Origin of the sequence: Chlorobium sp., assembly GCF_049593655.1 — a bacterium.
GTDB lineage: Bacteria > Bacteroidota > Chlorobiia > Chlorobiales > Chlorobiaceae > Chlorobium.
This window is the reverse complement of sequence record NZ_JBAWHG010000014.1, coordinates 46,477-69,377: the sequence shown is the minus strand read 5'-3', so window position 1 is coordinate 69,377 and position 22,901 is coordinate 46,477. Positions and strand designations below refer to the sequence as shown.

Sequence of the window (22,901 nt, the reverse complement as noted above, 5' to 3'; positions counted from 1 at the left end):
CAAGTTCAGGTTTTTTGTTTCTCTTCTTCCGGGAGAAACGCTATACTATAAACCTTTCCATATACGATAACCATACCAGTTGAAGCTTTGAGCGAACGTACTGTTTTTCAATACCGGGACGATGTCCTCTCCTGTGAGGCGGTCCGCCTCGACGAACTTGCCTCAACCTACGGGACACCGCTTTTCGTCACCTCGAAGAGAAGTCTTGTGGAAAGCTGCCGGGAGTTCGAATCTGCTTTTTCCTCTCTCGATCATTTTACCTGTTATTCGGTAAAAGCAAATTTCAATCTCACCGTCATAAGCACCTTTGCCCGGATGGGATACGGCTGCGACGTCAATTCCGGAGGTGAACTGTTCCGCGCTCTCAAGGCGGGCGTTTCTGCCGAAAAGATCATTTTTGCCGGAGTTGGAAAGCGGGCCGACGAGATAGCCTATGCGCTCGATGCCGGCGTGCTTATGCTGAAGGTCGAGTCGCTGGCAGAACTCGAAGCTATCGACCGTATAGCCGGAGAGAAGGGGATGAAGGCGCCTGTTGCCCTGAGAATCAATCCCAACGTTACCGCCGAGACGCATCCCTATATCACCACCGGCGACAGCAAGGAGAAGTTCGGCATCGATGAGGCCGGTCTTGAAGATGCTTTTTCGCTGCTGCACCGTCTGAAGCATGTCCGCCTTGTCGCGCTCGACATGCATATCGGTTCCCAGATTTTCGATCCTGAATACTATGTTGCGGCGACAACCGTGCTGCTCGATATTTTCGAAACGGCTAAGTCCATGGGCTTTGCCATCGAATTTCTCGATATTGGCGGTGGTTTTCCTGTTACCTACGACGCCCGCAAGCCGGCAACCCCGATTTCGCATTTTGCTGATAAACTTGTTCCCCTGCTCGCTCCGACCGGTGTGAAGGTTATTTTCGAGCCGGGCCGGTTTCTTGTGGCCAATGCTTCGGTGCTGCTTACCAGGATTCTCTACAAAAAGCGCAACCACACCGGAAAGCGGTTTTTCATTGTCGATGCCGGTATGACGGAGCTCATTCGTCCGGCGCTCTACCAGTCGCACCATGAAGTGCTTGCCGTTACCCGGCATGAGAGCTCCGTTGAGGCGGATGTTGTCGGTCCTATCTGCGAGTCGAGCGATTTTTTTGCCCGCCAGCGCACCATCGATGATGCGGGGGAAGGGGAGTTGCTTGCCGTGATGTCCTCCGGCGCCTATGCTGCGGTGATGGGCAGCAACTACAACGGGCGTCTGCGTCCTGCCGAGGTTATGGTGGATGGAGATGATGTGCAGGTGATCCGCCGGCGTGAAACGTTAGAGCAGCTTATCGCAAACGAGGTGTTCTGAGTACGCGGCGATGGCGCTTCGTCTGCCATGCCTGAATATAGATCCTGTCGGTGAGGTCAGCTCCGGCTGATATTTTTGAATATCTTCATTGTCGCATCGGCAAGGTTCAGGGTGTAGAAGTGAATACCCCGGACCTGCCGGTCGATCAGCTCCTGCACCTGCGCGGTTGCCCAGTCAATTCCTATTTTTGCCACATCGCTGTCGTTTTCGGCTTCGAGCACCCTTTTGAGCAGGGGCGAGGGAATGCGTGCGCCCAGAGCCAGCTCCGACATCCTGATCATGCCTTTTTTCGTGGTGACCGGCATGATGCCGGCAATGATCGGCACGTCGATGCCCGCTATCCGGCAGCGTTCCTCGAAATCGAAATAGTCACGGTTGTCGAAAAAGAGCTGGGTCACGATGTAATCGGCTCCGGCATCCACTTTTTCCTTGAGGTGCTCGATCTCTTTGAGACGGTTCGGGGTTTCAGGGTGCCCCTCAGGAAATCCGGCGACACCGACGCCGATGGACGGGAAGTCCCGCCTGATGAAGCGGACCAGGTCGATGGCATGGGGAAAATCCCTGATTGCTTCGGCCAGCGTGGCCACTCCGGCCGGTTTGTCGCCCCTGAGAGCCAGAACGTTGGTGATGCCGTGTTCAAGGTAGTGCTCAAGGATGGAAGCGGTTTCCTTGCTGTCCGAACAGATGCAGGTCAGATGCGATACCACGGTCAGTCCGGTTTCCTTCTGGATTTTGGTGACAAGATCGTGGGTTCTTGATCGTGTTGATCCTCCGGCGCCATAGGTGACGCTGACGTAAGACGGGTGCAGGTGGTTCAGGTTTGCGATGGTTTCAAAGAGCGTATCCCAATCTTCGTCTTTTTTCGGCGGAAAGAATTCAAAACTGAATACGGGTTCACTCGCGGAGTTCAGGATCTCTCTGACAAGCATGTAGGGAATGGGCGTTTACGGGTTTTTCAAAGAAAAGAATATACAAAAACAATGATTTGCGTAAGTTAATTAATTGAGGATACTGTAAGGGGTACTTCAGTCCTGTTGCCATGAAGGATATCATTGCTCCATATCCTGCCGTGCGCCTGCTGCTGTTCGTGGTTGCCGGAATTCTCGCCGGAACGGCCTCTTTGCTGCAGCTCGATGCATGGCTTCTTCTGAGTCTGCTCTTTTTTCTTCTTCTGAACGGCGCGTTCGTTTTTGAAGCGGTCCGGCTGCGACACCGTCCGTTTCCTCATGCAGTGACAGCCATAGCCTATCTGCTGTTCGTTTTCTCGTCCTTTGCGGCGGGAAGCCACTACCGGTTCAATATGGTGCCAGAGCGGAACCTGTTGCACTATACCGGCCGCCAGGTGCTGCTCTACGGCAAGATAGAGGGGCGTCCATCGCGCACCGAAAAGGGGCTTTCCTGGACGATGACGGTGCATGAGGTTTTCGAGCACGGAAGGACCGAACGGCTTTCCGATCGGGCTAAAATCTTTATGAGAACCGGAACCGGGGAGCCTGTGGAGCTTCGTCACGGCGACATGGTGCGGGTGAAGGGGACAATTCGCCCGATACCGGGCGCGGCAAATCGGGGAGAATTTGATCCCCGGCGCCACGCAAGGATGCAGGGTATCTTCGTGCAGCTCTACTGCGCCGGTCCCTGGCATCTGCAGCAGGATGGAGAACGTTCGCTCGATCTGTTCGAGAGCTATGTGGTCGCTCCGCTCTACAGCTACATTGTGGCCTCCGTCGACCGCCTGATTCCAGATGGCGGTGAGCGGAAGCTGGTAAGAGGAGTACTGCTCGGTGAAAGGGAGGTGCTCGACAGGGAGGTGTTCGATGCATTCAAGACAACCGGAACCGCCCATGTGCTTGCCGTTTCCGGTCTCAATGTCGGTCTTCTCGCATTCGGTATCCATCTTCTTCTGCAGCGCTTCAAGATCAGTGCTGCGGGCCGCTGGTTTTCGTTCATCCTGATCGCATTTATCCTTGTGACCTTCAGTTACGTCACCGGAAACTCGCCTTCGGTAAAACGTGCGGCAATCATGTCGATCGTGCTCTTCGGCGGTGAAGCGCTCGGCAGAAGGGCCTACGGTCTGAACTCTCTGGCCGTCTCCGACATCATCATTCTCCTTTTCGACCCCTTCGATCTTTTCAATCCGGGCTTCCTCATGACCAACGCCGCCGTGCTGGCCATTCTGCTGATCTATCCGCTGCTGTATCCTCCAGGGCATCAGGAGGAGGGGATGCTGCGGGCTGCCGTCAGGTTCTTTCTCGGCAGTTTTTTCGTGAGTCTTGCGGCCATCATCGGAGTTTCACCGGTCATCGCCTACTATTTCGGCACCTTCTCCCTCGTGAGTCTTGCCGCAAACCTGCCGGTGGTGTTTTTTTCGACGGTGATGATGTACGCGCTCATGCCGATGCTCCTGTTCAATCTTTTCGCTCCCTTTCCGGCCTCGCTGTTCGGTATGAGCGGCTGGTTTTTTGCCCGTCTGACCCTCGATTCGGCGCTTTTTTTCAGCCGGATGCCCTACGCTTCCGTACCGCTGAAACCCGATCTTCCCCAGGTGCTGATCTACTATGCTACAGCCGGAGCGGTTGCCTGGTTTTTCTACCGGAAAGCGTGGGGCAGGCTCGCCATAGCTTTCCTGCTGGGCTGCAATGCTTTTCTGTGGTATGGGATGGCGGACCGGACGCAACCGGGAAAAGGAGTGGTGACGGTGAATCTCGGCCGGAATCTCGCCCTGCTCTACGCTACAGGCAGCGAAACCGTGATCGTCGATGCGGGCAAAAATGCCCGTGATGCCTTGCGCATCATGCGCCAGATAGAAGAGTACCATCTTCCGCCGCCTGCTGCAGCGCTTCAGTTCCATTCGAAGGATTCGCTTTTCATGGCGCTTCCTGTTCGGCTGCACATGCCGGCCGAACAGGATCGTATGGTGCTCTCCTCGATGGTTATCAGCCGCCCGATGGAGAAGGTGCTCTCCATCCGGAGCCGTGACCGCTCGCTGCTCTATGTATCGGGTTCCAGCCGCCTGCGGGAAGAACTCGCCTGGAAAGCCGATATTGCGATTATCGCGGTCTACCGTTTCCGCGAAAAGCAGGAACGGCAGCTAACCCGATGGCTGAATTATGCGCAGCCGAAGCGCTGCATTTTCCTGGCCGGCTCGTTTCTCCCGCAGCAGGACAAGGCCGCGCTCTGCCGTTTTGCCGGACAGAGGCCGAACATCGAGATCCGTCGGCCCGACCGCCAGATCGTGATTCGTTAGCCGCATGACGGCAGCTCTTCAGGAACCAATGCAGGTTCGCTGTTGTTGATGGTTCACTTGCATGAAACGTTGGCTATAAGTCAGATTCCATGAATGCGTCAGGTTTATTCTGGTATTTCAACTAAAGGGAGGAGACGATGAAAAAAATCATTATGACAGGGTTGATTCTTCTGGTATCCGGTTGTGCTCCTTACATGCATGACCGCGATGACCGTCGCAACGACCGGGATTATCCTCGGAAAGATGGGCGCAGCGATTCTGACGACAGGGATGGCCGCCGCGATCAGAACGACAGGAGAGATCGTGACGATAACCTGTATCAGCCGGGTTACAAATAACTCCCTGAAAACCATCAGTGCCAGCCGGATTCCATGAGCCACCGTCCGGCCGATTCGGGGTCGGTGAACATGCGGAGGATGAGGCCCCGGTTGACGACGACGTTTTCGAAGAAACGCGCATCGGCAACGAATGCCGGATTGCATACGATTGCGATCCTGACTGCCCGTGGAACGTGCGAAGCCAGAAATTTGCCCGCTTCGTAGGTATCGACGGTGCCCAGCCGGTATTCGATGCCGGTTTCGTCGCAGAGCACGCGGGTGGCTCCGGATCGAAGACAGGCCTCGATTACCCCGAGAGCATAACCTTCAACATCCTCGATACTCTCATCGGAACCCGAGGCCGTCACGAAAAGGGTCTCTCCGTCGATTTTCGTGGTGTACCGGATACTCATGGTTGGTGCAGGTTTGCTGCTTTTTTTAAGTCAGGCGTCGTTGCCGCCGCTGAAGAGGTTGTTTACGACGAGCTTGTCGATGATTTTCGTGACGTCCGGCGAGAGGCCGGGAGGGTTGATGCGGCTGATCACCTGGGCAAGGGTGTAGATCTTGCCTTCCAGGGGAAGGAACTTGTTGACCACCACGACCTTGTCTTCCCTCAGGCGGCATTCGCCGCCGAGAAAATTTCCTTTTTCGTACCGCAGGCCGAAGCCGAGTTCCTTTACGGTTTTTTCAAGCAGGGTGAGCTGTGCGGTTTTTTTCATGACGGCCGGGTCCCGGTAATGGTGTCAGCGGTTCAGCATCAGAAGATATTTCAGGATTGGCGCCGCATGAAGTGATTGACGCATCTCTCCCTGGAGTACGATTGTACGCAGTTCCCCGATACTTACCAGATGAACGGATATTTCCTCCGTGGCGTCGAGTTGCCTTGGTCCCAGGGGTTCCACACCTTCAGCAAGAAAGGTGCAGGTGAGATTGTTCTGCAGTGCGGGGTTCGCCGACAGCTCCATCCAGGGTGTCCACGTTCCGCCCCCGAATCCGGTCTCCTCGAGCAGTTCCCGTTTGGCGGCTTCGAGCAGCGACTCACCGGGCTTGTCGTGAACGCCTGCGGGAAGTTCCCAGTAAACGCCTCCGATACCGTGCCGGTACTGCCGGATCAGCACCGCCTGGCCTTCCGTGGTCAGGGCCAGCACGTTTGTCCATGGCGGGTACTCCCAGATGTAGTAGTCGTCGATAACCCTGCCGTTCGGTAGTCTGACCCTGTCCTGCCGCATGGTGAGCCAGGGGTACCGGTAGAGGTACCGGGTGTCGAGCCTCTCCCATGCACCCGGCTCATGCTCGCCGTTCATGACTGTCCGCGCATTCGGGGATCGAGGGCGTCCCGAACGCCGTCGCCGATAAGATTGAAGCAGATCACCGTGGTGAGAATCGCAATGCCGGGAAAGGTCGATATCCACCAGTGGTTCAACAGGCTGTCGCGGCCTTCGTTGATGATGTTTCCCCAGCTCGGGGTGGGCGGCTGTACGCCGAGGCCGAGGAAGGAGAGTCCGGCTTCGGTAAGGATGATGCTGCCGATCCGGAGGGTTGCGGCAATGATGACCGGTGTCAGGGTGTTCGGTGCGAGGTGGCGGAAAATGATTCTCATACTGGAGAGTCCGAGCGCTTTGGCCGCAAGAATGAACTCCTGCTCCTTGAGGGAGAGTACCTGGCTTCTGACGATACGGGCGACACCCATCCATCCGGTGAAGGAGAGCGTGATGACGATCAGGTAGATCGAGTTGCCGAATGCGGCTATGATGATGAGAATCAGGAAGAGTGCGGGAAATGCGATCAGCACATCGACGATTCTCATCAGTACGGCATCGATCCATCCGCCGAAATAGCCCGACGATATGCCGATAACGGTTCCGAGCGTAACCGAGATGAGCACGACGAGAAACCCGATCGAGAGGGAAATGCGTGACCCGTAGATCACCCGGCTGAGAATATCCCGTCCGTACTGATCGGTTCCGAGCACGAAGGTTCTGGTGACTTCCGGCGTTTTTCCACCGCGGTCGGCAAGTTCTTCAACCGGCATGGTTCTTGTTCGCATGCCCTGAAGATAGGTGACCGTGCCGTTTTCGATACGGTAGCCGTCGACAAATTTCAATGCGTTTGGCTCGTTCCGGGTTTTCAGGGTCCTGAGATCGCCGATCAGAGATGCTGCCATGCGGTCTTCGATGTTGCCGGCCCTTGTCACCGGCATCGCCTGAATTTTAGGCTGCAGGAGCACCAGCGCCTGCAGGCGGGTCAACGGCGGTTTATAGGCGGTAACGAGAAAATCCTGCTGGTCGTAAGGACTGAATGGCGCGAGGAGCGGAGCAAGGCATGCAACGGAGTACAGGACGAAAACCACCGCTGCCGCACTCTGGGCGATGGTGTTGCGCATGAACGCCTGCAGGCTGATGCTTCCGAGGCTGGATTCGTTGCGGCTTTCATCGGAATTTTGCCGGGCGGCCTTTGCCGCTGATTTTTCTGAAATGAGAGCGAGGGTCGGGAGCATGGCCAGAAGCACGATTGCGGCAACCCAGAATTCGATGATCTCGATGCTGAAAATTTCCCGAAGTCTGTGGGGCGCCCTCACCAGCAGCGCCGATGCGACGGCAAGTGAACGGAGACTGATGAGCACCAGATCCCACTGCAGGATCAGGATGAGGAGATAGGCAAGAAAGGAGCAGAGCAGAAAAATGCCTTGTCCTTTTCTCTGACGGCGGATAAGACCGAGTCCGGGGATACGATGAAGAAGCGGCAATGCTCAAGTATCTGATTTATGGTGGTCGCTGCTGCTTTGACGGGCAATTGTGTTTTTCGCTTCGGGTCTCCAGGAAATTATCACGCTCCGGAGCGGCGGGCGAAAAAACGCCTGAACCCGGCAATAGCGCTTAACGGTGCAGTCCTGTGAAGCGGTTTACTGCCAATATTGTTTCAATTACCGGAAAAAACAATACATGCAGCCCGAAAACCCTCCGGCGAACAAAAAAAGCAGCTTTCCGATCAGGGGAAAGCTGCTTTTCGAATGCATGTTCTCTTTTCAGTGAAAAGGAAGGAGCGTGTTTCAGGCTTCGGCAGTGGCTTCGTCTGTTGCCTCGGCTTCCTTTTTCGGTGCAAGAACACTCACAACCGGAGTATCGGGGTCATCCATGATGCTGAGTCCGGAATAGCCGCTCATCGGAATCTCTTTCACGTGAATGATATGGCCGATTTCCAGAGCGGTGACGTCGATGGTGAGGTGATCCGGCATATCGGCAGGCAGCCCCTTGATGGTCAGTGCGTGACGGATAATCTGGATTTTCCCGCCTTTTTCAACACCGACGGCGTTGCCGCTTACGGCTACGGGAACTTCAAGTTCAATGATTTCGTCGGCTGCGAACAGCTGGAAATCGGTATGAATGACACGGTCGGTTACCGGGTCGAACTGTACGTCCTTGATGAAGGAGCGCATTGTTTTGCCATCCGGAAACTGGAGGTCGATAATGTGCGATTCAGCCGAGTGAACGAGCTTGTTGAGAGCGATCTCATTGATACTGACTGCGACGGTCTCTTCACCTTTATGATAGATAACTGCAGGGACGATACCGCTCTTGCGCAGTCTGGCGGCTTCGTTTTTCCTGACAACGCGGGGTTCTACCCCTAATGCAATTGTTTCCATGCTCTTCCTTTATATCTTTTCTGCTTGTGATTTAGTGATTGTTCGTGATTTTTTCGCTGATATTTTTGCTGTCGAACAGGCAGCTGACCGAATCGTCTTCATAAATGCGCTTGATGGCTTCGCCGAACAGACCGCTGACCGATACGGTTTCGATTTTAGGCGAATATGCGTGTTTGGTGACCACCGAATCGGTAACGATTACCTTTTCGATAACCGAGGCATCGATACGCTCGATGGCCGGACCGGAAAGGATCGGGTGCGTTGCTGCTGCATAGATGTTCAGGCCGCCTGCTTCGCGGATGGCTTTTGCTGCATTGACCAGCGTGCCGGCCGTGTCGATCATGTCATCGACAAGCAGGACGTTTCTTCCGCTCACATCGCCGATGATGTTCATCACTTCGGCTACGTTTGCCTTTGGACGCCGTTTGTCGACAATCACCAGATCGGTGCCAAGCTCTTCGGCGAATTTTCTTGCGAGTTTGACGCCGCCTACGTCCGGTGAGGCGACAACGAGGTTGTCGCGGAACTCTCTGTGGCGGATATGGTCGATGAGTACGACGCTCGAATAAAGGTGGTCAAACGGAATATCGAAAAATCCCTGTATCTGCGGAGCGTGCAGATCCATGGTCAGAATGCGGTTCGCTCCGGCTTCGGTAAGCAGGTTGGCGACAAGTTTGGCTGTGATGGCGACCCTCGGCTTGTCCTTTCTGTCCTGCCGGGCATAGCCGTAGTAGGGAAGAACCGCCGTGATTCGTGCTGCAGAGGAACGCCGGGCTGCGTCGATCATGATCAGCAGCTCCATGAGGCTGTCGGCAGGTGGATTGGTGGACTGGATGATGAACAGATCCGATCCCCTGACCGATTCGAAATAGTTTACTGAAATTTCCCCGTCGGAGAAATTTTCGACTTTTGCGTTGCACAGCGGCATGCCGAGATAACGTGCTATTTTCTCTGCGATAGCCGGGTTGCTGCGCCCTGCAAAAATTTTAATTGGTTTTGCCATTGCGTCCTGCATTTTCACTATGAAACGGGTTATATTATGGCAGTATTTTTTCATCTCCCGGATGGCCGGACCATTTATTCCGCTCCCTTGATCAGGCCGTCACAGGACTTCGAATATAATGAAAAAGGCTTAAAAATTAATTAATTTTTTCCTCTTTGCACCGTATTGTTATCTACTTATAAAATATGTTAATAAGCGAAATCAGGGACTACCTTGGGCAGTTTTTCGGAAGTGTCGAACTGCATGGCGGCAGCGATGGTGTAATTTCAGGCCCGGCAAAAATCGAAGACGCGCAGCCTGGCCAGGTCACCTTTGTGTCGAATGAAAAATATCTCAGGTTTCTTGACACGACGGAGGCTTCTCTGGTGATTGTCGCTCAAGGCGTCGATGTCGATCGCTATCGCGAACGCTCGGCATTTATCAGGGTCCGCGATCCCTATACGGCGTTCATGCTTCTGCTTCAGAAGTTCAGCAGGCCAAGAAAGATTGCCGCACCGGGCATAGCCCATACGGCCGTGATCGGAAAGGATGTGCGGCTCGGAACCGGCGTGTCGATAGGGGATTATGCAGTTGTCGGCGACGGCTGTTCGATTGGCGACAACTCGGTGATCGGGCCTCATTCGGTACTTTTTCATGACGTTTCCGTAGGCAGCGGAACGGTTATCAGCACGAATGTCACCTGTTATGATGGCTCCGTTATCGGCAATCGGGTAATCATACACTCCGGAAGCGTCATCGGAGCCGACGGGTTCGGTTTTGCCCCCCAGGAGGATGGTTCATATCTGAAAATACCGCAGCTCGGCATTGTCGAGATCGGTGACGATACCGAAATCGGTGCAAATACCACAATCGACCGGGCGACGATGGGGAGCACGGTGATAGGCAAAGGGGTGAAAATCGACAATCTCGTTCAGGTGGCTCACAACTGCCGCATCGGGGATCATACCGTCATCGCCGCTCAGGCAGGAATTTCCGGCAGCGTCATCCTCGGCAAATGCTGCATGATCGGCGGGCAGGCCGGATTTGCAGGTCATCTTGAACTTGCCGATCGTATTCAGGTGGCCGCGAAATCCGGTCTTTCCAAGTCGTTTCCCGACGCCGGTATTTCATTGCGAGGCACTCCTGCACAACCCATGCGCGAACAGCTGAAGCAGGAAGCGCTGGTGAGGAACCTCGGCTCGATGAAGGAGCGGCTTGAGCGGCTTGAGGCCGAACTTCGCCGGCTGCAGGAGGGCTGAACTCCCGTTTTCGTCATCCCGACGTGCTCCCTGAGCGGATTTGTGTTTCCCGCTCAGGGAGCTTTTTCCTTTATGAGAGGTTTCTCGGCACCTGCGAGGAGTGGTGGTGCACGATAGGCCTGTCGAAGGTTATATCGATAACGAAGCTGAACCGGGAGGGAAAACTCAGCAGCACCTGATCGACTTCGAATTCAAAGGAGTAGATACCGCTGATGGTATGCAGGGTTTCGCTCAGGGGCTGTTTTCTCACGGCTTTGTTGTGGAGCCTTACGCCGAGGCCGTCTCTTGTCGCAAGCTGTTCGAAATAGCCTTTTACTCCATCCGGGGATGTAACCGTATGGGGAGAAAATGTTGGAATCAGGACGGCATCTTCATGGTAAAGGGCGGCGATATCCTCGGGGTTTCCGCAGCATACCCGTGAAACCCACTGGAACAGCACTTCTTCAGGATTGTTGAATAGCATGGTGAAAAATGTTTTTGGAAACAGTACAGTTGACTTGTCCCAAATATAGCGCGAGTTTTTTTCGGCGCAAGAATAAAAAAAAGCCTGAACGCCACCGTGGCGTTCAGGCTTTTTTTTAGGCTGCCCGTTGTGATGCTGCGGAGAGGCTTACATCCTCAGTTCGCCGGTCTGTGCCTGACGTTTCAGATCGTTATTGGCGTAAATAAGGACTTCAACCCGGCGGTTCAGGCGGCGGCCGGACTCGGTTTCGTTGGTTGCAACCGGTCTGGTTTCACCGAAACCTACGGCAGAGAGTCTGTTTCCGGATACTCCATAGGCTCTCAGAAGGCTGGAAACGGCCTGTGCACGGCGCTCGGAGAGCAGCTGGTTGCTCTGTTCGTTGCCGACGCTGTCGGTATGGCCCTCGATCACCACGTTGGTGTCGTCATAATTGTTGAGAATGCGTGCGAGCTTCTCGAGATTGTACCGGCTGGTGGAGGTGATGGTCGATGAAGCGGTGGAGAAAAGAATTCCCGAATCGAACACGACCCGGATACCTTCTCCTACACGTTCCACGGTTGCTCCCTCGACATTACGGTCGATTTCGGCAGCCTGCTTGTCCATGTAGTTGCCGATAAGTGCTCCGGCTGCACCACCGATAACTGCGCCGAGAATGGCGCCTTTGGCCCAGCTTCCCGATCTGCTGCCGATAATGCCGCCCAGAAGTCCGCCTGCGGCAGCTCCGTACCCGGCTCCCCGGCCGGCATTGGTCGTGGTCTGGCATCCCCAGGTAAGAGAGGTCATGGCAATAATCAGAATCAGTGCCACCGGTTTGGTAAGTTTTTGCAGATGTGTCATGGTTACAATGGGTTTAACGTTTGGAAATCTGCGGTCATAAAAAAAAATGGACACGGGTCCTTATCCTGGAACCGGAACAATAAACGTGTACCTGTGTGTATATATACAATGCTAATATATTACCAGCAATGATTTTATAAAATACCTGCACCTGTTCTTAAGTTCCCGTTTTCTCAAGATAAGTCCCCAGGCAGCTGTTTTTTTTTCTTCGGATTTTTTATGGTTGTATGAGGCTGCCCCCTGTGCCGTTGCGTACACCGCTCCGTAAATTTTTTGCAGTGGGATTTCGTTCTTTTCCGGAAGGGAGATCGAGCAAATATAACGAACGGGAGTATGCCTTATGCCGGAACGAGAGGTCTGGATCGCCATGCTTGAAGAGCGGCTTCCGGGGGAAGTGCAGGCCGTGGAACGCAATCTGGCCATTACCTCCGCGTATGCGTCGTGGTATCTTGAAAAGCCCGAACTGTTCAAGTGGGCGGGAATGGCCGCGTTTGCGTCGAGGCAGGTAGGCCTCGCTCTTGTCCTGTTCGAACTGATGCATGCTCCATCGGTGGACGCCCGGCGGACAGGCGGAACGGGGGCCGGCAGTGGCGACCTTTTCGGTGCATTGCTGCGGGCCCCGCTCTCTCTGGCATCCTCTCTGCATACGTTTGCCGCCGACCGGCTGCTTTTTTCCGATTTTGATGTCATACGCAGGGGCAATAACGGCATCTACCGGGACATCGCCTGGGCTCATGCTGCGTACCTGCATGGCGGCGTCGATGAGGTAGAGGCGGGGTGCGGCAGGGAGGATGATCTCATGCTCGAAGGCTTTCGTCTGATCGACGAAGGCCGGCGGGGGTTTGCCGATGATTCCGGCAGCATGGCCGCCTGCAGCCGTGTCAGGGAGGGAAACATCCTGCTGCTGCGGCATGAACAGCAGCATACCCTGCAGCCTTTGTTCGAAACCGTATCGCCTGCCGGGAGGGTCGTGGTGTCGTTTGGCAGCGAACTCGATTTTTCATGCGGAACCGAAGAGGGCAGGGATCGCAGGGCTTCGTTCGCAGGCTTTGCCGGATACCTCGAAACCGCAACAGGCATCCGGAGCGTTACGGTCGAGAAAGACCGGTGGGCGTGGATAGAGCGGGAGGTGCTTCCGGCCTGGGAGGCTGCCGAAGGCTCTTTCTGCAGCGGTTCGGCCATCGAGCGGCAGCTTAGGCAGATGGCTGCAAAAGAGAGCGATCCGCTTCGCTTCGTCACCATGACGACTGGCAACTTCTGCCGCAGGTTCAGTTTCGGTTGAGCCTGACGCTGCAGGGACGGGGGCACTTATTTCGGACGGAGCGCCTCGACGGGATCGAGACCGGCGGCCTTCCATGCCGGAAAGATGCCGAACGCCATGCCGATGATCGAACAGACCATGAGCGACACGGTTATCCAGAGCAGGGGAAAGATGAGCGGGAGGTTGAGGTTTACGGCAATGATGTTGCCCGCGCCGACCCCGGCGAGAATACCGATGAAGCCTCCTGTCAGTGAAAGAATAAGGGCCTCGAGCAGGAACTGGTTGCGGATGCTTGTGCGGGGCGCTCCGATGGACTTGCGGATGCCGATTTCCCTGGTTCTTTCGGTCACGCTGACCAGCATGATGTTCATGATGCCCACTCCTGCGGTAAGCAGGGCCATGAAGCTGATAATGAATGCCCCGATGCTGATGATGCGCTGAATATCGCGGAACGAATCGATCAGGGAGTCGTTGGTTCTGATCTCGAAATCGTTGGGTTCCTGTATGGTAAGACCTCTTGCCAGGCGCATGGCGCCTACGGCCTGGTCGATGGTTTTCCGGTACTCCTCCTGTGAAAAAGCCTCAATGGTTATGCTGAGTGTGCTCTTTTCGTTGATATGGTCGAGGTAACGGGTGATGGGAATGACAGCGAGGTTATCCTGACTTTGACCGAATGCCGCACCTTTCTTTTCAAATACTCCGGCCACCGTATAGACCTGCCCGTTGACCCGTATTGTCCTGTTCAGGGGATTCTCTCCGGCCGGAAAGAGTTTTTCGGCCAGTTCTCCTCCCAGAACAGCGATGTTTCTGGCATACTGGATATCGCCGCCGCTGAGGTTTCTTCCAGTGCTGATGGTAAAGCCGTTTGCAGGGGCGAAATTCTCGTCTCCCCCTGACAGGGTTACATCCGGATTGGTAGAGCGGTTTGCGTACCTCGCCTGGTTTCCCGCCGAAGTGATGATGAAGCCGATGTTCCTGGCCTTCGATTCCATGATTTTGCGGAAAAACACTCCCTGCTTATAGGTGATGTCCTCCCGGTTTGCGTAACGGTTCCGGCTGTGTCCCCCTCCGAAAACCGTTGCGGGATATTTCTGGATCTGGAAGGTATTCGCTCCGAGGCTGGTGAGTCCCGATTCCACACTTTTGTCGATGGCGTCAAGCGCGGTCATGACGGCAATGATCGAAAAGACACCGACGGCGACACCCATGGTGGTCAGCCAGGAGCGGAGCCGGTTGACCGCAAGCGATGAGAGCGCCTGCAGGAAGATATCCCGCGACTGTATGGTGTTCTGTTTACTCATAGCGCAGCGAATCGGCGGGATCGAGTTTCGAGGCGTTCACCGCAGGAGCCAGACCGGAAATGATGCCGGTAAGCACCGAAACGCCGAGACTTGCCAGTACCAGGGTGAACGAGAACTGTACCGGAAAGTCGGGAATGGCTTTTTCGATGACGAACGTGATGGAGAGCGCGGTCACCAGACCGACAACTCCTCCCAGAAGGCAGATCATGACCGATTCGATGAGAAACTGCAGGAGGATGGTTCTCCGTTTCGCCCCCAGGGCTTTTCGCAGGCCGATCTCCCGGGTCCTCTCCCTGACGCTGACGAACGTTATGTTCATGATGCCGATAGCTCCCACAAAGAGCGACATGCCGGTAATGAAGATGCCTGCGGCTGCAATGCCGTTCTTGATCGGGTCAAGCTGGCTTTTGAAGGCTTTCTGCTCGTTTATGGAAAAATCCTCCTCTTTTCCCGGCGCTATTCTGCGGATCCGGCGCATCAGGCCGAGCAGCTCCTCTTTGGCTTCGGCAATTCTTGCCTGGTCCCTGATTTTAACCCGTATGGTAACGAACATGTTTCGCCCGTACACCTTTTCAAAAGCGCCGAGCGGCATGATGACCTGATTGTCGAAGCTGAAGAGACCCAGAAACTTCCCCTGTTTTTTAAAAACCCCGACAATCCGGAACTTGCGGTTTTTCAGGCTTATGGATTTTCCCAGCGCGTTTTCATTCGGAAACAGTCCCGAAGCGATGTCGTCTCCGACTACGCAGACCATTTCACTGCCCGCGGATTCCCCGGGGGTGAAGAATCGCCCGGAGGCAAGATCGCCGGATGCGGTTTTCAGGTACTCATGGTTGGTGCCGAGCGAGAAAATCTGTTCAAGGACCCGGTCCTTGTAGCTGGCAGTTGCCTGATAGGTCGACATCTGCGGTACGGCAATGAGCAGCTCCGTATCGGGGTTATCGGCAATGATCCGGTTGATCCGGGCGGCATATTCCGTTTTCAGATCGGGGCGGTTGCGGTAGCGCCACCACTCGCCCATGGTGCTCCAGGAGCTTTTCTGGATATAGATCACGTCGTAGCCGATCATGGAGAGGCTTTTTTCGAATCCCATGTCGATACCGTTGATGGCCGTGCCCATCATGGTGATGGATACAATGCCGATAATGACCCCGAGAGCGGTAAGAAACGAACGGATTTTATTCGAGCTGATCTGAAACAGCGCGATTTTCAGGCTTTCAGCGGTTTCATACCGGAACTGCTGCAGATTTCCGTTCATTGCTTTTCATCGCTTTCGATTCTTCCGTCCCGCAGGCGGATAATCCTGCGGGTAAAGCGGGCGATGTCCTCTTCATGGGTGATGAGGATGATGGTATTGCCCAGATCGGAGAGCTTGCCGAACATATCCATGATGTCGTGGCTTGTTGCGGTGTCGAGGTTGCCGGTCGGCTCGTCGGCAAGAATGATGGATGGCCTGTTTACCAGTGCCCTTGCAATGGCGACTCTCTGGATCTGACCGCCCGACAATTCCGCAGGCTTGTGCAGAATCCGGTCACCAAGTCCTACGCTCAGCAGCGCCTGCTCGGCACGTTCCTTGCGCTCTTCGGGCGGAACGCCCGAGTAGATCAGCGGCAGTTCGACGTTTTTCAGACAGTTCATGCGCGGCAGCAGATTGAAGGTCTGAAAGACGAAACCGATCTCCCGGTTTCTGACCCTGGCCAGTTCATCGTCATCCATTTCGGCAACATTAATGCCGTTGAGCTCATAGATGCCCGATGTCGGCGTGTCCAGGCACCCGATAATGTTCATGAGGGTCGATTTTCCGCTGCCGGAAGGACCCATGATCGCGGCATAGTCGTTGCGCCGGAACTCCATATCGATCGAGTCGAGCGCCTTGACGATCTGCTCTCCCATTTCGTAGTGCCGGCAGAGTGATGCCATGCGGATGATTACGGGTTCCATGTCGCCTGCTTACCGTTTCGGGATTTTGACGCTGCAACCGTCGTAAAGCTGGTTCGTGATCGCACTGTAGCTGCCGGATACCACATTCTCGCCCGCTCTGAGGCCGGAGAGGATGACGATGTGGGTGTTGTCGGTCGTTCCGGTCTTTACCTTCCGGAATCGCGCCTTTCCGTTTTCCACGACAAAAACGCCTTCAACGGAAGCGGCTTCACGGTTCTGTTTTCTGTCGGGGTCTTCCGACTCTTTCGGTGCGGTTTTCGATCCGTCCGGCGTTCTTACCGTCACGCACTGGATGGGAACGACAATGGCGTTTCTGACCCGTATGGACTCGATGTCCGCGGTTGCGCTCATGCCCGGTTTCAGCAGACGCATATGGTTGAAAATATGGATCTTGACCGAAAAATTCGTGACCTCCTCCTGGGTGCCGGCAGCCTGTGAAACCGCCGAATTCGATATTTCGTGCACGATACCCCTGAAAATACGTTCTCCGAAAGCATCGACGGTAATGGAGACCGGGTTGCCTTTTCTGACGTTGATGATGTCGTTTTCATTGACCTCAACTTCTACCTGCATGCTGTCGAGATTTGCAAGCCGGAGTACTTCGGTTCCGGGAAACTGTCCGGTTCCGACGACGCGTTCGCCGCTTTTGTTGTTCAGCTTGATGATGGTGCCGTCGATGGGCGCCCGCACAACGGTTTTTTTCATGCGTTCCTCATTCTGGTCGAGAAGGCTCCGGTACTGCTCGATGGAATAGTTCGATGCTTCCCAGGACGCCTTGGCTGCTTCGGCATTGGTTTTAGCGGCAAGGTAGTCGGTCTGGGAGATCAGTTTTTCCCTGAAAAGCAGGGCCGCTTTCCGGAAATCATCTTCAGCCTTGATTTTTCTTGACTTTGTCTCGAGACTCTGTGCTTTTGCCAGGTTAAGCTGTGCCTGGCTCTGCTCGACCTGGTTGATGTAGACGTCAGGCTGGATCTTGAAGAGCAGATCTCCTTTTCTGACATCCATTCCGTCTTTGATGGGCAGTTCGATAATCTCTCCGGAAACGTCCGGTGACATGGCGACATCGGTCTCCGGTTCGATTTTCCCTGTAGCGGTGACAACATGCACCACCTCCTTTCTGAATGATTTCTCGATGGTGACCTCGACGGGTTTTTCCCGGAAGATGAAAAAAGAGGCGAGAAGCGTGACGCCGAGGATGAGAACCGACAGGACTATCAGGAGGGATTTCCGGTTTTGCAGCGGTTGTTTTTTCTTCATGAGCGGTTGAGACCCCGACCGGGTCATTGGGTTGACAGAGTTCCTGAGGTGAAGTCGAGCACGTTTTTCTGCAGGGCAAGGCTGTAGGTTGCCTGGCTGAGGGTCGACATGGCATTGAAAAGCGCCGCCCTGGCAGAGCTCAGCTCAATGAACCCTGCCGCGCCGAGATCATACTTTCTCTTGATGCCCTCGTAGGCCGCTTTTGCGGCCTTCAGACCGGCTTTTGCCGATGAGATGCTCGCCACCGCGGCATGATACTCGGCTGCCGCCTGCTGCAGGTCGAGGGCGATATCCGACTGCAGGTCTTCGTAATCGAGCTTCTGGTTGATATGGTTGATTTTCGCCTGCTCGACGTTGAAGCGGGTCTGGAATCCGTCAAATATTGCCCAGCTCAGATTCAGCACAACCGAATAACCGATCGAGTTTTCCAGCTGCTCGGCCATCGGAGGATAGGGGTAATCGACGGTAAAGCCGCTGTAAGTCTGGCGGAGCGACTCCACGCCGCTGGTGCTGACGTTGAAATTCAGGTCGAGCTTCGGATACCAGGATGATGCAGCCTGCCGGATCTGCCATCTGGCGGCATCGGATTCAAGTTTTTGGCTTTGCAGGTCGTTCCGGTTTTTGCCCGCAAGTGCGATAAGGCTGTCGATATCGGGTTTCCGGAGATCGGCCGACAGCATCTCTTTCGGGAGCGGTTCCAGCGAGAAGCCGGAGCGGGGATCGATGCGAAGCCTCCGGAGGAGTTCAAGCCGGCTTCTTTCAAGCTGTGCTTCGGCCCTGTTGACGGAAAGCTCGCTGCTGGCGGTTTCGGCCTGCTGCTGATAGAGATCGGGCATCGATTTCAGTCCGATCTCGAACTGCCGTTCGCTGAGTTTCAGCTGATCTTTTGCGGTCAGCAGGTTTTCGCGGGCGATGGCAAGTATTTCCTGGTTGAGCAGCACCTGGCAGTAGTTCTGCGTGACGTCGAAGACTACGGCCTGCCTGGCGCGCGCGAGTGAAAATTCAGCACCCTCCTCTTTTTTCAGGGCAGCCTGGAGAGCGGCGTAATCCCCGAAACCGTTGAACAGGTTAAGGCTGGTCGTCAGGGTCAGATCGAGCGTTTCCCGTTCACTTTTCAGTTTCACGGTTTCAGTGCCAAATGTGGAAAGCTGGCTGTAGGAACGGCTGACGGAATAGGGCATATAGCCTGCAGATGCCGAAAGTTTCGGAAGAAAACTCCCATAGCTCCGCAATACGTCCGCGCCTTGCAGCCGGACGAGATTATCGGCTTTTTTGAGGGATGATGCGTTTTCCAGCGCAATCGAGATTGACTCCCGGAGCGAGAGTCGCCTTTGCGGAGGTTCTGCAGCAGACAGGTCGGAAAAGAGAAGCAGCAGCAACGAGGCGATAAGGATTCCCGGAAGCTGGCTGCGGTTCAATATGAAGGTTTGTAAACGCGTGGTCATCTTTTACTCGTTTGTCTGCTGGGATCGACAGATACTCACCTCATAAGCTTCAACGTGCATAAATAGTTTCATTTTCTGAAGATGAATCGTTCGGCCCGGATGAACGCGCCTACAGTTGTTCGAGCAGGATGTCGATTCTTTTCCGATAGTGATCGGCCTGTTCCGGTTTCAGCTGGATAAGGGAGGTGTAGATCCTGATGGCTTTTTTATAGGCACCCTGCTGGGTAAACAGGTTTGCAAGGGTTTCCGTAGGAACGGCAATTGGCGCATCGTCGGGGAAGGGCTGTTTCTGTTCCAGAATGGGAGTGGGATCAAAACTTTCCGTTGAACAGTCCGGCTGGAACTCCTGCAATGCAGCCGAGAGCTGCTCAAGCTCGTCCGTTACCGGATCGAAACGTTTTTCTTCTTCGCAGGTTTTTTCCAGAGGAGGAAGTGACTGCAGTTCGATCAGTTCCTTCCATGCAATCTGGTTTGCCGGCGCCAAATGGCAGCACTTTTCGAGATGTCCCAGTGCGGAGCCGTAGCTCTTCAGGCCTTTCAGGGCTCTTGCGAAGAGCAGGTTGAAGAGGTACGAGTCCGGATACCGTTCCAGCAGCGGCTGGAGTTTGTTCAGCCCTGCCCGGTATTCCCCTCTGGAGAGATCGAGAGAGACCTCCGCAAAAAAAAGATGAGGTTCAGAAAGCATGGTTCAAAGGCTAAAAATGAAAGGCTGTGGATCCGGTCTCAGGTCAATTGCGTTGTTTCCATGGCGCAGAGCAGCAGCTTGTCGATAAGCCCGGAAAAGGTGATTCCTGAAGCTTCAAAAAGCTGCGGATACATGCTGATATCGGTAAATCCGGGTATGGTATTGATTTCGTTCAGGACGATCGAACCTGTCGCTTCGTTCACGAAAAAATCTACCCTCGACATGCCCCTGCAGCCGAGAGCCTTATAGACGGTTATGGCGCTCAGGCGGACCTCTTCGAGCAGTTTGTCGGGAAGGCGGGCCGGAATGAATGTTTTTGCGCTGTTGTGGATGTACTTGTCCTGGAAATCGTAAAAATCGCTTCCAGGCTGGATTTCTCCGGGAACCGACGCTACCGGCCGGTCGTTGCCGAGCACGGCGACTTCGATCTCCCTGCCGCTTACCGCAGCTTCGACGAGCACCTTGCGGTCGAGGCCGAAGGCAGTCTGCAGCGCATTGCGGAGATCTCCGGCAAGGTGGACCTTCGATATGCCTACCGAAGAGCCCAGACTTGCGGGTTTGACGAAAACCGGGAAATCGAATTTCCGGACTATGAGCTCATGGATGCTCTCGGCTGAGGCCTCGTAGTCCTGTGCGACAAGGGTGATCGACGGGGCAGTTGCCACTCCTGCGTCGGCAGCGCACAGCTTTGTCAGGGCCTTGTCCATGGCAACGGCAGACGCCGCTACACCGCATCCGGTATAGGGAATGCCCACGGTATCAAGAAATCCCTGTATTCTGCCATCCTCTCCGTAACTTCCGTGAAGGACAATGAAGGCCACATCGACACCCATGCCCGTAAAATTGAAATCGAAGGGTTTCTGGCCGGAATCGAGAGTTTTCCTTTCCAGAAGCTTTTCAGCCTCCTCCCTTGACCTGGAGCGCATGAGCGAAGAGAGGTCGAGCTCCAGAATCTCGCCGGCAAGCCCTCCGGCATACCACTGGCCGTCACGGGTTATGTAGAAGGGGATGATACGGTAGTGTTCGGAGTTGATGGTCCGGGCAATCGAACGTGCCGATATGATGGATATTTCATGTTCGGTTGATTTTCCCCCGAAAAGAAGGGCTACGGTTGTCTTTGACATCGCGATTCCGTTACTAAGGTGTCAATATGGTTGAAACAGCCAGGTCAGCGTCGTTCATCCTGCCCGAGGTTTATGCCGGATTACCGGAACGGTACATTCTCGAAAGCCGGTCTTTGGACAGTGGGGGAACCCTTCTGGCATAATTTGGGAAAATACCCGACTGTATCGAGACTAACAACCCGCAATCCCGGAAAAAATCATTTCGTTTGCTTTTTGTCAGGATCCGGCCGGGGAAACTTACCGTAAGGCACAGTCGTTATGTCAATAAAAGAGCCGTTTTGTTGTCTCCCTGAAGCCCGGTTCGAGCTGAAGGGAACTCAGCCACAAATCCTGCGAGGTGTTCATATGAAGGAAAAAACCGGTTTTATGCGTGTCGCGGCCATACTGTTCATGTTTCTGGCTACCTCGTGTTCCGGACTGTCCGTCATGAGCGATTATGACCGCGATTACGATTTCACCCGGCAGCGAACCTACCGGTGGGTTACGGATTCCGGCCGTGACAGCAGCGATGTCCTTTCGGTCAACCCGCTCCTGAAGAACCGCGTGCAGTCGGCAATCGACAGGGAACTCGCCGCAAGGGGATTTCCTGCAGCCCGGGGTTCGTCTGCGGCCGGTCTGGAGATCGCCGTACGTGCCTATATAAGTGAGAAGAGCATGATCAGGCGTGAGCCCGCGCCCTTCTACCCTCGTCTCTACTGGTGGGGGAAGGGTTTCCGGTATTACCCCTGGTTTGATCCGTTCGAAGGAGTGCCTGTTCTCTACCATTACGACGAGTTTCTGCTTCTGATCGACATGACCGACCAGACGGGAAGGCGCATGGTCTGGAACGGTTCGGCAAGAGGTCTGCTGAAACGGTACAGAACCGGTGAAGCCATGCAGAAAGATATCGATTTTGCGGTATCGGAAATCTTTTCCGATTTTCCTCTGCAGAAAGCAGTCCGGAAGTAGGGGGGCTTCGCTACAAGCAGAAAAAAAGGTGGTTATCCGTGAAGAGGCTTTTTTCAACAGTATACGGAGTCGATACCGGCCCGCAGACCGGCGCACGCAATATGGAGGTCGATTGCATGCTCATGGAGGCCTTTGGCGATGGACGTTTTTACCGCCGGTACGGTTCGGGGAGCTGTTTATGGCGTTTTTACGGCTGGCAGCCCCATGCCGTGACGCTTGGGTACAATCAGGATAGTTCCGCTATCGATACCCTGCGTTGCGCCAGGGAGGGGATCGATATCGTCCGCAGACCGACCGGCGGGAGGGCTGTTTTTCATGCCGATGAGTTTACCTACAGCTTTTTTGCGGAAACCGACGAGCCGAACGCCGTTATCTACCGTCTGGTTCACGAGGTGATCAGGCACGCCCTCGAAGCTCTCGGCATCGACGCTGAATTCTGCCGCTCCACCCTCGGCGAATCGAGTGGAAAAGGTGCTCCCGTAACCTGCTTTACGGCTTCGGCCCGCAACGAGCTTCAGGTGGATGGCCGGAAACTGGTCGGTTCGGCGCAGCGCCGTACCCGTCGGGTACTGCTGCAGCACGGCTCCCTTCCCCTCACCGGAAAGCACAAGGAGCTCAGCGGGCTTCTCGCCGGGGGTGGCAGGGAAGCTGCGGCTTCGACCCTGCGGGAGATGGAAAGGAAAACAGTTTCACTCCAGGAAGTTCTGGGTTATATTCCCCGTTACGGCACGCTGGTCGGATTGATGCGGGATGCATTCTTCAGGCTTAACGGCTTCGAAATGGTCATGCTTGAGCGCCATGAGCTTGAAGATTTTCTCGACTGCGGGCCGGTGACGTCAAACAGCTAAAAAAA

At 54.8% G+C, this 22,901-nt stretch carries 23 protein-coding genes; 7 read left to right on the top strand and 16 right to left on the bottom strand.

The genetic code is table 11. The features are described 5' to 3' along the window. Positions 1–87 precede the first annotated feature (87 nt). The gene (gene lysA / locus WBP50_RS02090) at positions 88–1,341 is read left to right on the top strand and encodes a diaminopimelate decarboxylase (RefSeq protein ID WP_423931407.1); all 1,254 of its coding nucleotides are present in this window, start codon (positions 88–90) and stop codon (positions 1,339–1,341) included. Between the two features lie 56 nt (positions 1,342–1,397). Here lysA and metF read toward each other — a convergent pair whose 3' ends face one another. Then, complete coding sequence (gene metF / locus WBP50_RS02085) at positions 1,398–2,270, bottom strand: methylenetetrahydrofolate reductase [NAD(P)H] (protein ID WP_423931406.1); 873 nt, start codon at positions 2,268–2,270, stop codon at positions 1,398–1,400. 110 nt (positions 2,271–2,380) lie between these two features. On the opposite strand from metF, the gene WBP50_RS02080 reads away from it, so the two are divergent. Continuing rightward, on the top strand, positions 2,381–4,585 hold the full coding sequence (locus WBP50_RS02080; RefSeq protein ID WP_423931405.1) for a ComEC/Rec2 family competence protein: 2,205 nt from the start codon (positions 2,381–2,383) through the stop codon (positions 4,583–4,585). A 198-nt stretch (positions 4,586–4,783) separates the two neighbouring features. Then, positions 4,784–4,960: a hypothetical protein gene (locus tag WBP50_RS02075; protein WP_423931404.1), complete on the top strand. Its 177-nt coding sequence runs from the start codon at positions 4,784–4,786 to the stop codon at positions 4,958–4,960. On the opposite strand, the gene WBP50_RS02070 is transcribed toward WBP50_RS02075, so the two are convergent. The 6 genes from WBP50_RS02070 to WBP50_RS02045 form a co-directional block, all read right to left on the bottom strand. Further along, positions 4,938–5,315 (bottom strand): hypothetical protein, encoded by a 378-nt coding sequence (locus WBP50_RS02070; protein WP_423931403.1) that lies wholly within the window; start codon positions 5,313–5,315, stop codon positions 4,938–4,940. The genes WBP50_RS02075 and WBP50_RS02070 overlap by 23 nt on opposite strands. 30 nt (positions 5,316–5,345) lie before the next feature. Beyond that, positions 5,346–5,621, bottom strand: a complete 276-nt coding sequence (locus tag WBP50_RS02065) for a hypothetical protein (RefSeq protein WP_423931402.1) — start codon at positions 5,619–5,621, stop codon at positions 5,346–5,348. A 24-nt stretch (positions 5,622–5,645) separates the two neighbouring features. Further along, complete coding sequence (locus WBP50_RS02060) at positions 5,646–6,206, bottom strand: NUDIX hydrolase (RefSeq protein WP_423931401.1); 561 nt, start codon at positions 6,204–6,206, stop codon at positions 5,646–5,648. Further along, positions 6,203–7,648, bottom strand: a complete 1,446-nt coding sequence (locus WBP50_RS02055) for an ABC transporter permease (protein WP_423931400.1) — start codon at positions 7,646–7,648, stop codon at positions 6,203–6,205. Before WBP50_RS02055 ends, WBP50_RS02060 begins: the two co-directional genes overlap by 4 nt. A 303-nt stretch (positions 7,649–7,951) precedes the next feature. Next, entirely contained in the window at positions 7,952–8,545 is a 594-nt protein-coding gene (locus WBP50_RS02050) for a 50S ribosomal protein L25/general stress protein Ctc (protein WP_423931399.1), read from the bottom strand. A 31-nt stretch (positions 8,546–8,576) separates the two neighbouring features. Beyond that, positions 8,577–9,548, bottom strand: coding sequence for a ribose-phosphate pyrophosphokinase (locus tag WBP50_RS02045; protein ID WP_423931398.1), 972 nt, complete (start codon positions 9,546–9,548; stop codon positions 8,577–8,579). 185 nt (positions 9,549–9,733) lie between these two features. Here WBP50_RS02045 and lpxD point away from each other — a divergent pair, with 185 nt between their 5' ends. Next, positions 9,734–10,786: a UDP-3-O-(3-hydroxymyristoyl)glucosamine N-acyltransferase gene (gene lpxD, locus WBP50_RS02040; RefSeq protein WP_423931397.1), complete on the top strand. Its 1,053-nt coding sequence runs from the start codon at positions 9,734–9,736 to the stop codon at positions 10,784–10,786. 70 nt (positions 10,787–10,856) lie between these two features. On the opposite strand, the gene WBP50_RS02035 is transcribed toward lpxD, so the two are convergent. Both WBP50_RS02035 and WBP50_RS02030 read right to left on the bottom strand, forming a co-directional pair. Next, the gene (locus WBP50_RS02035; protein ID WP_423931396.1) at positions 10,857–11,249 is read right to left on the bottom strand and encodes a DUF4440 domain-containing protein; all 393 of its coding nucleotides are present in this window, start codon (positions 11,247–11,249) and stop codon (positions 10,857–10,859) included. A gap of 147 nt (positions 11,250–11,396) precedes the next feature. Continuing rightward, positions 11,397–12,086 (bottom strand): OmpA family protein, encoded by a 690-nt coding sequence (locus tag WBP50_RS02030; protein WP_423931395.1) that lies wholly within the window; start codon positions 12,084–12,086, stop codon positions 11,397–11,399. A gap of 340 nt (positions 12,087–12,426) precedes the next feature. Between WBP50_RS02030 and WBP50_RS02025 the strand changes: the two genes are divergently transcribed. Further along, positions 12,427–13,368: a DUF2515 family protein gene (locus WBP50_RS02025; protein ID WP_423931394.1), complete on the top strand. Its 942-nt coding sequence runs from the start codon at positions 12,427–12,429 to the stop codon at positions 13,366–13,368. A gap of 26 nt (positions 13,369–13,394) precedes the next feature. On the opposite strand, the gene WBP50_RS02020 is transcribed toward WBP50_RS02025, so the two are convergent. The 7 genes from WBP50_RS02020 to WBP50_RS01990 all read right to left on the bottom strand — a co-directional run bounded on the left by WBP50_RS02020 (position 13,395) and on the right by WBP50_RS01990 (position 21,100). Beyond that, positions 13,395–14,648: an ABC transporter permease gene (locus WBP50_RS02020; RefSeq protein ID WP_423931393.1), complete on the bottom strand. Its 1,254-nt coding sequence runs from the start codon at positions 14,646–14,648 to the stop codon at positions 13,395–13,397. Next, positions 14,641–15,906 (bottom strand): ABC transporter permease, encoded by a 1,266-nt coding sequence (locus WBP50_RS02015; protein ID WP_423931392.1) that lies wholly within the window; start codon positions 15,904–15,906, stop codon positions 14,641–14,643. The genes WBP50_RS02020 and WBP50_RS02015 overlap by 8 nt, the downstream gene beginning before the upstream one ends. After that, positions 15,903–16,589, bottom strand: coding sequence for an ABC transporter ATP-binding protein (locus WBP50_RS02010; RefSeq protein ID WP_423931391.1), 687 nt, complete (start codon positions 16,587–16,589; stop codon positions 15,903–15,905). Before WBP50_RS02010 ends, WBP50_RS02015 begins: the two co-directional genes overlap by 4 nt. 9 nt (positions 16,590–16,598) lie before the next feature. Beyond that, a complete protein-coding gene (locus tag WBP50_RS02005) occupies positions 16,599–17,846 on the bottom strand; it encodes an efflux RND transporter periplasmic adaptor subunit (RefSeq protein ID WP_423931390.1) in 1,248 nt (415 codons plus the stop codon). A gap of 23 nt (positions 17,847–17,869) precedes the next feature. Continuing rightward, positions 17,870–19,291 carry a TolC family protein gene (locus WBP50_RS02000; RefSeq protein WP_423931389.1) on the bottom strand — a complete coding sequence of 474 codons (1,422 nt, stop codon included), beginning with the start codon at positions 19,289–19,291 and terminating at the stop codon, positions 17,870–17,872. Positions 19,292–19,400: 109 nt separating this feature from the next. Beyond that, positions 19,401–19,976 (bottom strand): hypothetical protein, encoded by a 576-nt coding sequence (locus WBP50_RS01995; RefSeq protein ID WP_423931388.1) that lies wholly within the window; start codon positions 19,974–19,976, stop codon positions 19,401–19,403. 38 nt (positions 19,977–20,014) lie between these two features. Further along, positions 20,015–21,100 (bottom strand): D-alanine--D-alanine ligase family protein, encoded by a 1,086-nt coding sequence (locus tag WBP50_RS01990; RefSeq protein ID WP_423931387.1) that lies wholly within the window; start codon positions 21,098–21,100, stop codon positions 20,015–20,017. A gap of 345 nt (positions 21,101–21,445) precedes the next feature. Between WBP50_RS01990 and WBP50_RS01985 the strand changes: the two genes are divergently transcribed. Both WBP50_RS01985 and WBP50_RS01980 read left to right on the top strand, forming a co-directional pair. Then, on the top strand, positions 21,446–22,048 hold the full coding sequence (locus WBP50_RS01985; protein WP_423931386.1) for a DUF4136 domain-containing protein: 603 nt from the start codon (positions 21,446–21,448) through the stop codon (positions 22,046–22,048). Positions 22,049–22,086: 38 nt separating this feature from the next. Then, positions 22,087–22,896, top strand: a complete 810-nt coding sequence (locus WBP50_RS01980) for a lipoate--protein ligase family protein (RefSeq protein ID WP_423931385.1) — start codon at positions 22,087–22,089, stop codon at positions 22,894–22,896. Positions 22,897–22,901: the final 5 nt, after the last annotated feature.